Genomic DNA, 13,727 nt, shown 5'->3' on the forward strand with positions numbered 1-13,727 from the left:
AGATTAGATATCTAAGTATTTTTTGAGATATGCTGAACGCTCCTTCAAGCTTTCTACGTAGGTATCTTCTTCATGACCTGAAATAATATTGTAACTGTATCTTCTAAAAGTTTGTATGACATCATTAAGTCCGGCATTACCGATTTTTAAGGTGATTTGAATAACATCACTTTCCATCTTGGAAATAAATGCACCCAGAATCTTGGCGTCATTGGACTCGACAATCTGACTGATTTCACTGAAGGAATAATCTTGAAGTCCTTTTTCAACGATAAGGATACCTCCAGGTTCAGCGAAAAAGGGCGTTTCATTAAACAAACCAATAATATCACTTAATTCATAATAACCAAGATAATTCTGATGTTTATCCAAAACAGGCATAATATTGCACGAGTTTTGAGCGAATGTCTCAAGGACATCTAACCAATTCGTATCTGGTCGTACAAAAAAGCCTTCAATAGCATAGTTACATTCAGAAATTTTCATATCTGCCTCAAAGCAATGGGCATCTGTTTCAGAGATACAACCTTGATATATGCCGTTATTCTCAATGGGAATATGAGAATACGTCAATTCATTGAACAAGAGTTGCAGATCGCCAACTTTGTCGTTGACATTGAGTGGTTTTATATCATTAATTATATATTCTTGTAAAGGCATAATGGTATCAAAATTCTACTGCAAATTAATTAAAAATAACCACAATAAGCATGAAGTACTTTGTATTTTTGTAATCAAATAAGGAAGATATGACTAAGTTAAGCGTTAACATTAACAAGATAGCGACACTAAGAAATTCCCGCGGAGGAAATACGCCAAATGTCATTCAATTTGCAAAGGACGTGCAGCGTTTTGGAGGCCAAGGTATTACTGTACACCCGAGACCAGATGAACGGCATATTAAGTATCAAGACACTCGTGATCTAAAACCGGTTGTGCATACAGAGTTTAATGTGGAAGGAAATCCCATTACCTCATTTATGGATTTGGTTTTGGAAGTCAAACCCACTCAAGTAACTCTAGTGCCTGATGCTGAAGATGCCATTACATCCAATGCTGGATGGGACACCATTAAGCATAAGGCGTTTTTAACGGACGTTATTTCAGAATTTAAATCCCATGGCATCCGAACGTCCATATTTGTAGATCCCGTCTTGACGATGGTTGAAGGCGCTAAAAATACAGGTACCGATCGTATAGAACTTTATACGGAAAGCTTTGCCCATGACTATGCTTTAGGTAACAAAAGTGCCATTGAGCCATTTGTGAAGGCTGCAGAATTATCCAATGAATTAGGCTTGGGAGTCAATGCAGGTCACGATTTATCCTTAGACAATATCAAATTTTTTAAAGAACAAATTCCAGGACTACTAGAAGTGTCTATTGGCCACGCTTTGGTGTCGGAAAGTCTTTATTATGGTATTGAAAATGTTATTCAAATGTATTTACAGCGTTTACAATGATTTTACATTCACAAATAATAGGCGAAGGCCAGCCATTTGTTATTTTACATGGGTTTTTAGGTATGTCAGATAATTGGAAAACTTTAGGCAACCAATTCAGTGAAGCTGGATTTCAAGTGCATTTAGTGGACCAGCGAAATCACGGACGAAGTTTCCATAGTGACGAATTTAACTACGACGTCATGGCGACCGATCTCAAACATTACTGTGAGGAACATCAACTTGAAGACATACTCCTTTTAGGACATTCGATGGGAGGAAAAACCGCGATGCTCTTTGCTACAGAGTATCCCAATTTAGTTTCGAAATTGATGGTTGCAGATATCAGTCCGAGATTCTACCCAGTACACCACGATGCTATTTTATCAGGATTAAGTGCATTAGATTTTTCAACACTGAAAAGTCGAGGAGCCGCAGATAAAGCATTGGCGAAGTACATCGCAGAGGTAGGTGTGAGAATGTTTTTACTTAAAAACTTATATTGGGTAAAAAAGGGACAATTAGGCATACGTCTCAACCTTGAGGTTTTAAGAGACCAAGTGTCTGAAGTTGGAGAAGCCTTACCATTACATGCAACATTCGAAAAACCGACGTTGTTTTTAAGAGGCGATAAAAGTGAATACGTCATGGTTTCTGACGGACGCTTAATCAAACAACATTTTCCTGAGGCTGCTATTGTGACCATAGAAAATGCTGGACATTGGTTGCATGCTGAAAATCCAGACGATTTTTACGATGCTGTTATAAAATTCGTTACATTTAAAGAATAAAAAGAATTAGATATGACTGTAGTTATAAGACTTTTAATTACTGCGATTATTGTAGTGCTATTGGCGCATGTTTTGCCTGGCGTTGCTGTGAGCGGATTAGTGGCAGCGATTATTGTTGCCATTGTTTTGGCACTCTTAAACGCCATTCTTAAACCTATTTTAATTATTCTAACCATTCCTATCACGATACTGACTTTAGGCTTGTTTTTGTTTGTGATTAATGCTTGCGTGATTTTATTAGCCGATAAACTCGTAGACGGCTTTGCGGTTAGTGGATTTTGGACTGCGCTGTTGTTCAGTATCTTATTGTCCATATCACAATCAATTGCCTATTCCTTTTTAAAAGAAAAAAAGAAAAACTAGACTGAAATTCAATAACTTAAAATCTTGTTGGGTTGCAAAAAATATCGTATTTTTGCAGCCCTTTTTAACACCCAATAATGGGTTTATTGTAGAAAAAATGAATATTACAAGAGAAAACATCGACGCATTAAATGCTGTAGTCAAAGTAGATATCGCTAAAGAAGATTATAGCGATAAAGTGGAAAAAATATTAAGCGATTATCGTAAATCGGCTAATATTCCTGGTTTTAGAAAAGGTCATGTACCAATGACTTTAGTGAAAAAGCAGTACGGGAAAGCGGTATTAGTAGATGAGGTCAATAAATTATTGCAAGATGCATTAGGCAAGTATTTGACAGAAGAAAAGCTGGACGTTTTAGGAAATCCATTACCAAAGCCACAAGATGATTTGGATTGGGATTCGGATGCGTTTTCATTTGAATTCGAGTTAGGATTGGCACCAGAATTTGAGGTCAATCTAAAAAGTAAAAAGCCTATCACACATTATAATATCATTGCCGATGAGAAAATGTTGGATAATCAAATCGAACATATCAGAAAGCAGTATGGAAAAATCGTTTCGGAAACTGAAGTAGCAAAGGATTCTGAAATTACAGGTGTCTTTAAAAATGAAGAAAAAGGTATCGATAATTCGGCAACCATTACCTTAGATAAGTTTAAAGGGAAGGCAACTGAGAAGAAATTTATAGGAGCTAAAGTAGGGGACGTCATAACTTTAAAAACAAAAGGATTATTTAATGATGATCACGATTTAATGACCTTTTTGAAATTATCTCATGATGATGCTCATGGTTTCAATGAGGAAGTTACTTTCACAATCAATGAAATCAATTCAAGAGAGTTGGCCGATTTGGATCAAGAGTTGTTTGATAAGCTTTTCGGAAAAAGTGTAGTGACTTCAGTAACAGAATTGAAGGAGAAAATCAAAGTAGATTCTGAAAAACAATTCGCTCAGCAAGGTGATCAAAAATTGTTAAATGATGTGACCGAATATTTAGTGGAAAATACCAAGTTTGATCTTCCTGCAGAATTTCTTCAAAAGTGGATGCAAACAGCAGGTGAGTCAGAAATGGATGCAGATCAGGCTAAAGAGGAGTACGAAAAATCTGAAAAGAGCATGCGTTACCAATTAATTGAAGGTAAATTAATTGAAAAGTATGATCTTCAAGTACAATTCGAAGATTTGAAAGCTCATTCAAAAGAGATGATAAAATCTCAAATGGCACAATTTGGTCAAATGGATCCTAGTGATGAAGAATTAGAAGGAATCGCTGCAAGAATTCTTTCTAATAAGGAAGAGGTGAAGCGATTATCCGAACAATTAATGAGTTCTAAATTGTTAAATCTTTACAAAACCGAAGCCAATTTAAAGACAAAGGAAATAACTTACGATGATTTTGTAAAAGAGTTTTACAGCTAAGCAAATACATTATAAATTAGTATATTTGAGCGTAAGACTTTTCAGTCTTACGCTTTTTGTTTCACAATAATTGATTTAAGAAAAAATCTATGGATTACGGAAAAGAATTTGAAAAATTCGCAATAAAAGATCAAGGGATCAGTAGTACATATTACAATAAGATCATCAGTAGCATGTATCCAACCGCATTGACACCAAATATTATTGAAGAGCGTCAAATGAATGCAGTAGCAATGGATGTGTTTTCACGTTTAATGATGGACCGTATCATTTTCTTGGGTATGGGAATCAACGATCAAGTGGCTAACATCATTCAAGCCCAATTATTATTTTTGGAAAGTGCTGATGCTTCAAAAGATATCCAAATATATATCAATTCGCCAGGAGGAAGTGTTTACGCTGGTCTAGGTATCTATGATACCATGCAACTCATCAAGCCGGATGTGGCTACCATTTGTACAGGTATGGCTGCTTCCATGGGAGCTGTGTTGCTTTGTGCAGGTGAAAAGGGGAAGCGTAGTGGCTTAAACCATTCGCGCGTCATGATTCATCAGCCAATGGGTGGTGCACAAGGGCAAGCCAGTGATATTGAAATTACAGCACGCGAAATATTAACGCTAAAAGAAGAATTATATAAAATTATTAGTAAGCATTCTGGACAGGATTACGACAAAGTTTATGAGGACAGTGATCGTGATTACTGGATGAAAGCTGAAAAAGCGAAGGAATACGGAATGATAGACGAAGTGCTATCTAAAGGTTAAATGAAAACAACTGGTCATGTATTAGAAAAGATCAGGAATTAAAAAGTTATGGCAAAGGAAGAATTAGAATGTTCATTTTGTGGAAGGAAAAAGCCTGAAACTAATTTATTAATCGCAGGACTGGATGCGCATATATGTGATCGTTGCATAGAGCAAGCACATGGTATCGTTCTGGAAGAATCAAAGCAAACTGATAATGCGGAGCTGTCTTCAGAGTTAATGCTGAAGAAGCCACAGCAGATCAAAGCGTTTCTTGACGAATATATTATAGGTCAGGAGTATACCAAAAAAGTCATGTCAGTGGCTGTTTACAACCATTATAAGCGTTTGCTACAGCCTCCTACGGATGATGATATTGAGATTCAAAAATCGAATATTGTCATGGTAGGTCAAACAGGGACAGGTAAGACCTTGATGGCAAAAACAGTCGCTAGAATGCTCAATGTGCCTTTGGCCATTGTTGATGCAACAGTACTTACAGAGGCTGGATATGTTGGTGAAGATGTGGAAAGTATCTTAACGCGTTTACTGCAAGCGGCAGATTATAATCTAGAGAAGGCTGAGAAAGGGATTGTCTTTATTGACGAAATTGATAAAATTGCTCGTAAGAGTGATAACCCTTCAATTACAAGAGATGTCTCAGGAGAAGGTGTTCAGCAAGCCTTGCTAAAATTACTAGAAGGTACTGTTGTTAATGTGCCGCCTAAAGGTGGTCGGAAACATCCAGATCAAAAATTTATTGAGGTCAATACCGAGCATATTCTATTTATTGCAGGAGGTGCTTTTGATGGTATCGAACGTGTGATTTCAAAACGTTTGAACATGGCTGCCATTGGCTATAAATCTTCGCATGACGATGAGATTGTAGACAAGGACAACATGTTACAATATATTATTCCAAAGGATTTAAAAGATTTTGGCTTGATTCCTGAGATTATTGGGCGTTTGCCAGTCTTGACGTATATGGATCCGTTAGATGCGAATACCTTAAGGGCTATTTTAACAGAGCCTAAAAATGCTATTATCAAGCAATACAAGAAACTGTTTGATATGGATGAAATTGAATTTACCATTACTAATGGTGCCTTAGACTATATTGTTGAAAAGGCGATAGAATATAAATTAGGTGCCAGAGGACTGCGTTCACTTTGTGAAGAAATCCTTACCGATGCGATGTTTGAAATGCCAAGTTCTGGTGAGAATAAGTTGAATGTTACCAAGTCTTATGCTGAAAACAAGTTGACAAAAACCACCTTGAAAAAGTTGAAAGCAGTATCTTAAAGAAGTCTGGATACACTTAAAAAAAAAAAGAAACCACTCTTTCCCGAGAGTGGTTTTTTTATTGGATTTAAAAACTAATATTGCTAAACAATATCTTGAATAATTTTAGTCTCTTTTTTTTGTCTTAATTAATGCTTGTACATCTTTAAAGACTTCGTAAATATAGAGTGATTACATCGAGATAAAAAGTGCGATGAATCACTTTTGGACAAACACTAACATATATTCGTTGTCTGGAGTGAAGCCGTGTCATTCATCGGGTTTTTCAAACTTTGTAGGATTATTCGACTATTTAGTTATATCGTTTAAATGAAGTAACTCGTCCATATATTCTCGACTGTTCGATAGCCTCGGGATTTTATGTTGTCCACCTAATTTATTGCATTTTTTTAACCAATCATAGAATAAGCGCTCACGTGCCACATGTATTTTTGGCATATTTAAAGTCATATTATTGAGTCGCTTCGCTTCGTAATCTGAATTCAAGGATTGTAAAGCTGAATCCAACAATTGATTAAATTGTTCGATACTGTCAGGTGCTTTTTTAAATTCGATGAGCCATTCATGAGAGCCTTTCGCTTTGCCATTCATAAAAATAGGAGCAGCTGTATAATCGACAATTTCCGCGTTGGTAGAAAAACATACTTCCTTGAGTGCGGCTTCTGCATTTTCAATGATCAACTCTTCACCAAAGGCATTGATATGATGTTTGGTTCGGCCAGATACTTTAATTCGATAGGGATCAATTGAAGTAAAACGAACGGTGTCGCCTATTTTGTAACGCCAAAGTCCTGCGTTAGTCGTAATGATAACGGCGTAATTTTTACCAACTTCAACCTCGCTCAAAGGGATGACATGTTGATTGGGATTACCATAGACATCCATTGGGATGAATTCATAAAAAATCCCATAGTCTAACATGAGCAATAATTCGCTACTGTTATTTTGATCCTGAATGGCGAAAAACCCTTCCGAGGCATTGTAAATTTCGTAATATTTGAAGTTGGATTTTGGAAGAATAGCTTTGTACTGATATTCATATGGTACAAAACTCACACCTCCATGAAAATAAACTTCTAAATTAGGCCAAACATCAAATAAGCTATCTACTCCAGTACTATCTAAGACATTGTTAAGGAGTACGAGCATCCATGACGGTACACCAGCCAAACTCGTCACATTTTCATTTCTGGTTTCATCAACAATGGCTTGCATTTTTTGTTCCCAATCACTCATTAAAGAGACTTTACTACTTGGTGTACTACTGAATTCTGCCCAAAATGGCATATTATCAATAAGGATGGCGGACAAATCACCGAATACCGTACCATTCTCTTTGTACAATTCTTTGCTACCTCCTAATCTCAGACTTTTTCCTGTAAAGAGTTGGGCGTCTTCATTATTGTTGAGGTACATACATAAGAGATCTTTGCTTGCTGCATAATGACATTCTTCAAGCGATTCTGAACTTACAGGAATGAATTTGCTTTTGGCGTTGGTAGTACCACTAGATTTTGCAAACCACTTAATAGGATTGGGCCAGAAAATATTGGATTCGCCATTTCTTGAGCGTTCAATAATGTCTTGATAATCTTCGTAAGAAGAGATGGGAACACGCTCTGAAAACGTTTTATAATTGGTAATCGTCCCAAACCCATATCTTTTGCCAATTTCAGTATCCTTAGCAGTGTAAAGGAGGTGAAATAGTAATTCGTTTTGTACTTCATTTGGATATTTTAAAAACAATTCGATCTGGTCAAATCGTTTTTTTAAAAACCATGAAGCAATAGAATTTACTAAAGGAATCGGCATTTTTATAGTATCTTTAAGTTTTAAAAATAATACTTTTTTTCATATGTTTTATCAAGGTGTTTTAACAAAAATGCAAACCGAGTTAGATGAGCCTATCCAGTATTTTTTGATATTGGAAAATGATTTCCTGAATATGAATCAGTTATTGGGAAAATCGGTTACAATTGAATTTGTAAAATACCAGTGCTTAAATTGCGGATTAGACAAACCGATATACAGGCAAGGCTTCTGTAGAGATTGCTTTTTCGATATTCCACAGGCAGCAGACTGGATTATGAGACCAGAATTGAGTACCGCTCATTTAGGCAAAGAAGATCGTGATTTAGACTATGAAAAGAAGGTGCAATTGCAACCTCATATTGTTTATTTAGCTAATTCTAGTAACGTTAAAGTAGGTGTAACACGAAAGTCTCAAGTTCCCACGCGATGGATTGATCAAGGCGCTCATGAGGCGATTGAAATTGTGGAAGTACCTAATCGCTATTTGGCAGGTGTCACTGAAGTCGCCTTAAAAGAGCACGTAGCTGATAAAACCAATTGGCGTAAAATGTTGAAGAATGATATTGAAGATGAAGATTTGGTAGAATGGCGAGAGCGATTGAAAGGTTATATTCCTGAAGAGGCCAAAGATTATTTTATTGCCAGTAATACTGAAACAAATCTTAAATTTCCGGTATTGCAGTATCCTGAGAAACCGAAAAGTTTAAATATAGAAAAGGAGCAACTGTATACTGGTAAGTTGATGGGTGTCAAAGGACAGTATCTAATTTTTGAAGATAACACCGTTTTCAATGTTAGAGCTAATGAAGGACTCGTGGTGAATATTAGCATCGATTGAGTTTGTCAGATCTTTTTTGTAACTTCAAAAGAAAACCATGAAAATTTCTGTTGCCTTTTATGTAGGGTTAGCGACCGTTCTTCTCGTGTTGTTAACTATTGCTGTAGCGGTGGGCGTTTCTTTCAATGTTGTGTTTCTTTTGATGTGCTTAGGACAATTGGCCTTATTGGTCATGGTGTATAAAGTGCTTTCAGATAACTATACCACAACCAAAACGTTCAAGGACTTTTACCAAGATTATAATGTGTCAGAAACAGACAACTACCGATAAAAAAAAGTCACATTTCAGAAGAAATATGACTTTTATATGTATGTGAAAAACGCTTATATATCCTCTTGATCTCTCAAGTTTTGAATGTAACCAGCCTTCTGGATTTCACGTCTTCTTTTTACCGATGGTTTCGTGAAAAATTGGTTTTCACGAATGTTTTGCATTGTTTTGACGTTACGGTGTTTTCTTTTGTAACGCTTTAAAGCACGTTCAATGCTTTCTCCTTCTTTTACTAAAATTTTTATCATTGTAATACTTGTGGTTATGGGTTTAGGGCTATCCTAAATACGTTTTTAAAATTTTACTTTTGGAATCTTGTCGTAAACGCTTAATTCCTTTTTCTCTTATTTGTCTAACACGCTCTCTTGTTAAATCAAAGGTTGCTCCAATTTCATCTAATGTCATTGGCGGTTCATTACTCAATCCGAAATTTAAACGTATCACGTCACTTTCTTTTTGAGATAAGGTATCCAGAGCTCTGTTGATTTCAACATTCAATGACTCTTGCATTAACTCCTTGTCAGGATTTGGTGATTCACCAGATTTAACAACATCATACAAACTAGATGTTTCACCTTCTTTTAAAGGCGCATCCATTGATAAATGTCTACCAGAATTCTTTAAGGACTGCTTAACTTCTGTGACAGTCATGTCCAATTCTTGTGCAATTTCTTGAGCGCTTGGTGGGCGTTCATGCTTCTGCTCTAAAAATGAGAACGTCTTATTGATTTTATTTATTGAACCAATTTTGTTCAAAGGTAATCTAACTATTCGAGATTGTTCTGCTAAAGCTTGTAAAATTGCTTGTCTGATCCACCAAACAGCGTAAGAAATAAATTTAAAACCTCGAGTTTCATCAAAGCGTTTAGCTGCTTTTACCAATCCAGCATTACCTTCATTGATTAAATCTGGAAGTGTTAAGCCTTGATTTTGGTATTGTTTAGCAACAGAAACCACGAAACGTAAGTTAGCCGTTGTGAGTTTGTCCAAAGCCAATTGATCGCCTTCTCTTATCCGTTGCGCTAATTCAACTTCTTCTTCAGCAGTGATCATTGGTAACTTACTGATGTCTTGTAGGTATTTGTCTAAGGATTTGGATTCACGGTTGGTAACTTGTTTGGTAATTTTTAATTGCCTCATATATTATTGTGTGTTTTAAGAAGTTTGCAAGAGTACAACATAACTTTTAATTTGAGAAAAGCAAATAAAATGTTGTTTCTTTATGAAAAAGATTGAAAAAAGGATGTTTTTTAATCTTTTTTTAACGTTTGAAGTGGAAATCACTAATTATTTGTGGAATCTTTTTCCTTTTTCTTCTTCTTTAGTAATCCACCTAAAATATCTTTGACCCCTTCCGTCACGGTATTGGTTTTTGTAGTATCCGTTTTAATCGTCGTGGAATCTTTAGGCGTCGTATTGTTATTGTTGCCTCCCATAATGCCACCGAGAATATTCTTAATCTCCGTTTTTCCTTTATTCAGTAATTTTTCTTTCTCTATTTTAATCAATTGCTGCGTTAAATTCGAAACACCACTTGTTAAATCGGTTTGAACTTGCGGACTAGTATATGTTCCTGAGATATTCGCCGTCACAGGAATCGTTATTTTATTCACTTCAGGATCGTCTATTTTACCTAATAATTGATTCACTTGACTGCCCAAATATTTGGCAGGCACCTCAAAGACAGCTTCATAATTCATGGTCTTATCAAAACCATGAGATCCTGACACAACTATATTGATGTCTTCGTATTTTAAGTTAAACGGTTTTACTTTTACTAATCCGTTGGCAAATTGAAACTGTGTTTTGATATCATTTAAATTAATCTTATCAAAATCAATAAAATTAAGAGCGCCAGTGAGCTTACTTAAGATGGATGCTTCATTTTGAGAAATACTAGTTGTGAGCAATTCGGCTAAAGCATCTCCAGAAATCGTACTTAAATTAGGTGTAAATTCGCTATCCAAAGTACCTTGTAATGAGATCATCGTGTTCAGTTTTCCTTGCAGAGCCTTGGCAATTGGCGCTAAGTTCTGCAACAGCTCTAAGTCTCTAAATGATTGAGAAATATCAAAACCTTCGGCTCCCAAATTCAAATTGAAGGTAGGTATGTCTGTTCTAGTTGAAACTTTTCCTGTGAGTGCTAAAACACCATTAAAAAGATTCGATGTTAAATTCTTGAGATTAGCTTCTTGGTCTTTCACTATAAGCGTGCCGTTAACATCTTTTAGCGTTAAGTTGTCGTACACAACAGTTTTAGCGTTGGCATTGATAGTACAATCCAAGAAGTCTGGAATTTTTAAGGATTCATTTGCTGAAGTGGTTTTATTGGATGTTTCCGAAGCAGATGTGTCCTCTACCATAAAATCACTTAAAACAAAATTATTTGAGTTCACATTGAAATTTCCTTGAAGGTTTTTGTCGCTCAATAAAAAACCCAGTAAATTTTTAATGGTTCCGTTGGCACTAAAATCACTAGATCCTGTGATAGCGTCAAAATTATTGAGGGACACATTTCCCGGTGTGAAGGTCATATTCGCCTTGTTAATTTGGATAGGGTTCACAATGTCTTCCGATGAAAACACAAAGTTAGTCAGGCTAACACTACCATTGTTTTTAATGCGAGCATAGGCATTCGTTTCAATCGCGTTCATGTCAAATGACGTATTGAGTTTCCCTTTCAGAATACCACTTAATTCTTTGTCAAAATCGATGGGATAGGCTTTTGTGAAATTAGCAAGGTTGATGGTGCCATCAAGATCGGCATTGACAAGCATGTTTTTAGTTAAATTTTGAATGGTTGCATTGGATCGAAACATATCTTCATCAATTTTAAAATCCAATTGTTGGATATCAACAAACGTATCGTCAGAATTACCTGTCGTATTCTTGACGGCAGCATTGATAGTTATATTACTGACACGTTTCGGTAAATCCGGATATTTGAACGACGCATTATTTGAGGTGATATTAATGTCGAGCGTCGGGATAGTTGTTTCTGAAACTTTTCCTTTGATGATGCCGTTCACCTTAAAATCACCAGAGGTTTCTACATCCTCAATATTTTTTGAATAGGTTTCTGGAATTACCGCAAGGAAATCTTTAAAGGATGATTCAGGATTCTGAAAAGTGATATCAATATCTTGACCGTGTTCCAACTGTTGCACATATCCTTTAAAAACCAAAGGTAACTGATTGATGTAACCTTTGTTTTCAAGGAAGGTATATTTTTGATCTTTCAGGTTCATACCGAGAAGCGCATCTAACTTGATATGATTTTGATTCAGATAATTAGTACTATCTATGGTCATGCTCATATTTGCTGTCGTTTTAGTATCTAATTCCGAAGCGGTTTCAGAAAACGTGCCATGACCAGAATGATTGAGTTCTGAAATATAAATCTGAATATTAGAGCCTTCATCCAAATAGGTAAAAGCACTGTTATTAATTTTGTAATCCTCAATATCAAAGGCAAAACCTCCAGTAGAGTCTGCTGTTGTATTGGTGGTTTCTTTGGTTTTGGTAATGTCGTAATTGTTATTGCCAAGCTTATCGGTTTTCAGTGTTAACAAGGCCTCGTCGATATTAATGGAATTCACAACGATAGGATCCTCACTGGCAGTTTTGAATAATTCTTTCACAGACATGGTGAAGGCGATGTTCTTCGCAGTCGCAAACGTTTCATTCTCAAAAGGTTTGTAATTAGTTATAATCAGATCATCGACTGTTACATGTGCTTGCGGAAAGCTTCTAATAAAACTCAAGCTCACATCGCTGAATTCAACTTTGGCATTGAGATTATCATTGATATAGGTTTTAACGATGTCTTTAATTTGACCTTGAAATGCAAAAGGTATTGCCAGAAGTAAAAAGAAAATAATGAGTACTGTAATCCCGATAATTTTAAATGCTTTCTTCATGAGGTTATGTTATATCTTTAGATACGTTAAGAATAGAATATACGACTAATTAAATCAAAAGTTTAATATAATTTTAACCCATTCGGTAGAATGATTTGCTGGTTAGATAAGTGCTATTTCTTCATTTACTTTTAGTTTAAATCTCTTTTTGAATAGGTATACACCTATATAGAGTAGAGGTGTGTCGCAGGCGGCAACAATGACCTTAAAAAGAAACCCACTAATTAGGAGGCCTTGAAAGTTTTCCCAAGGAATTATTCCGAAAGTGCACAGCAATATCAATATGGTGAAGGTATCCACAAATTGGGAAAACCATGTGGAAAAATTGTTCCTCAGCCATAAGTGCTTTCCTCTCGTTAAACGCTTCCAAAAATGATAGATTTGAATGTCTACAAATTGCGCAAAAAGATAGGTAATCATACTCGCAAATACGGCAATAGCAGAATTGCCAAACACTAATGAGAAGGTCTCGTCATCCACATACGACCAAGAGGTGGCCGGAACTTGACTTGACACTAAAATAATAAGCAAAGAAAATACAGAAGCAAAAATACCAGCGATGACCACTTGGTTAGCGCGCTTTTTGCCGTAGATCTCACTGATTAAATCGGTTATTAAAAACGTTATTGGATAAGGTAAAATACCCACTGAAATTTCAAATAATTTGGCTCCAAAAATTTCAACATCAAAAGGATACCAGTAGAAAAACTTCTGAAAAATAAGATTGGATACTACGAGAGACGTGATAAAAAGAGCGGCTAAAAATAAGTAGATTCGCTGTGCGGCAAGTTTGTCTTTTAAGGTCATAAATTGTGAATAAAAACT

At 35.8% G+C, this 13,727-nt stretch carries 14 protein-coding genes; 8 read left to right on the plus strand and 6 right to left on the minus strand.

Annotation, left to right across the window (positions count from 1 at the left end; all coding sequences use genetic code 11):
• Nucleotides 1–3 precede the first annotated feature (3 nt).
• Nucleotides 4–660, minus strand: a complete 657-nt coding sequence (locus ACU8DI_RS13235; RefSeq protein ID WP_447113265.1) for a CBS domain-containing protein — start codon at nt 658–660, stop codon at nt 4–6.
• An 89-nt stretch (nt 661–749) separates the two neighbouring features.
• Here ACU8DI_RS13235 and ACU8DI_RS13240 point away from each other — a divergent pair, with 89 nt between their 5' ends.
• From ACU8DI_RS13240 to clpX, 6 genes are all read left to right on the plus strand, one after another.
• Complete coding sequence (locus tag ACU8DI_RS13240; RefSeq protein ID WP_447113266.1) at nt 750–1,463, plus strand: pyridoxine 5'-phosphate synthase; 714 nt, start codon at nt 750–752, stop codon at nt 1,461–1,463.
• Nucleotides 1,460–2,233, plus strand: a complete 774-nt coding sequence (locus ACU8DI_RS13245; protein WP_447113267.1) for an alpha/beta fold hydrolase — start codon at nt 1,460–1,462, stop codon at nt 2,231–2,233. Before ACU8DI_RS13240 ends, ACU8DI_RS13245 begins: the two co-directional genes overlap by 4 nt.
• A 12-nt stretch (nt 2,234–2,245) precedes the next feature.
• Nucleotides 2,246–2,596 carry a phage holin family protein gene (locus tag ACU8DI_RS13250; protein ID WP_447113268.1) on the plus strand — a complete coding sequence of 117 codons (351 nt, stop codon included), beginning with the start codon at nt 2,246–2,248 and terminating at the stop codon, nt 2,594–2,596.
• A 97-nt stretch (nt 2,597–2,693) separates the two neighbouring features.
• On the plus strand, nt 2,694–4,016 hold the full coding sequence (tig, locus tag ACU8DI_RS13255) for a trigger factor (RefSeq protein ID WP_447113414.1): 1,323 nt from the start codon (nt 2,694–2,696) through the stop codon (nt 4,014–4,016).
• Between the two features lie 89 nt (nt 4,017–4,105).
• Nucleotides 4,106–4,780: an ATP-dependent Clp endopeptidase proteolytic subunit ClpP gene (gene clpP, locus ACU8DI_RS13260; protein ID WP_447113269.1), complete on the plus strand. Its 675-nt coding sequence runs from the start codon at nt 4,106–4,108 to the stop codon at nt 4,778–4,780.
• Between the two features lie 48 nt (nt 4,781–4,828).
• Nucleotides 4,829–6,061: an ATP-dependent Clp protease ATP-binding subunit ClpX gene (gene clpX, locus ACU8DI_RS13265; RefSeq protein WP_447113270.1), complete on the plus strand. Its 1,233-nt coding sequence runs from the start codon at nt 4,829–4,831 to the stop codon at nt 6,059–6,061.
• Between the two features lie 288 nt (nt 6,062–6,349).
• Here the strand turns inward: clpX and ACU8DI_RS13270 are convergent, their stop codons facing one another.
• Nucleotides 6,350–7,873, minus strand: coding sequence for a GH3 auxin-responsive promoter family protein (locus tag ACU8DI_RS13270; RefSeq protein WP_447113271.1), 1,524 nt, complete (start codon nt 7,871–7,873; stop codon nt 6,350–6,352).
• 43 nt (nt 7,874–7,916) lie between these two features.
• Between ACU8DI_RS13270 and ACU8DI_RS13275 the strand changes: the two genes are divergently transcribed.
• Both ACU8DI_RS13275 and ACU8DI_RS13280 read left to right on the plus strand, forming a co-directional pair.
• Complete coding sequence (locus ACU8DI_RS13275; protein WP_447113272.1) at nt 7,917–8,711, plus strand: DUF2797 domain-containing protein; 795 nt, start codon at nt 7,917–7,919, stop codon at nt 8,709–8,711.
• A gap of 37 nt (nt 8,712–8,748) precedes the next feature.
• Entirely contained in the window at nt 8,749–8,982 is a 234-nt protein-coding gene (locus ACU8DI_RS13280) for a hypothetical protein (protein ID WP_447113273.1), read from the plus strand.
• A 53-nt stretch (nt 8,983–9,035) separates the two neighbouring features.
• Here the strand turns inward: ACU8DI_RS13280 and rpsU are convergent, their stop codons facing one another.
• The 4 genes from rpsU to ACU8DI_RS13300 all read right to left on the minus strand — a co-directional run bounded on the left by rpsU (nt 9,036) and on the right by ACU8DI_RS13300 (nt 13,709).
• Nucleotides 9,036–9,230, minus strand: a complete 195-nt coding sequence (gene rpsU, locus ACU8DI_RS13285; RefSeq protein WP_033957818.1) for a 30S ribosomal protein S21 — start codon at nt 9,228–9,230, stop codon at nt 9,036–9,038.
• 28 nt (nt 9,231–9,258) lie between these two features.
• On the minus strand, nt 9,259–10,122 hold the full coding sequence (locus tag ACU8DI_RS13290) for a sigma-70 family RNA polymerase sigma factor (RefSeq protein WP_447113274.1): 864 nt from the start codon (nt 10,120–10,122) through the stop codon (nt 9,259–9,261).
• A gap of 143 nt (nt 10,123–10,265) precedes the next feature.
• Nucleotides 10,266–12,902 (minus strand): AsmA family protein, encoded by a 2,637-nt coding sequence (locus ACU8DI_RS13295; protein ID WP_447113275.1) that lies wholly within the window; start codon nt 12,900–12,902, stop codon nt 10,266–10,268.
• A 102-nt stretch (nt 12,903–13,004) separates the two neighbouring features.
• On the minus strand, nt 13,005–13,709 hold the full coding sequence (locus ACU8DI_RS13300; protein WP_447113276.1) for a queuosine precursor transporter: 705 nt from the start codon (nt 13,707–13,709) through the stop codon (nt 13,005–13,007).
• Nucleotides 13,710–13,727: the final 18 nt, after the last annotated feature.

The organism is Psychroserpens sp. BH13MA-6 (assembly GCF_052983595.1).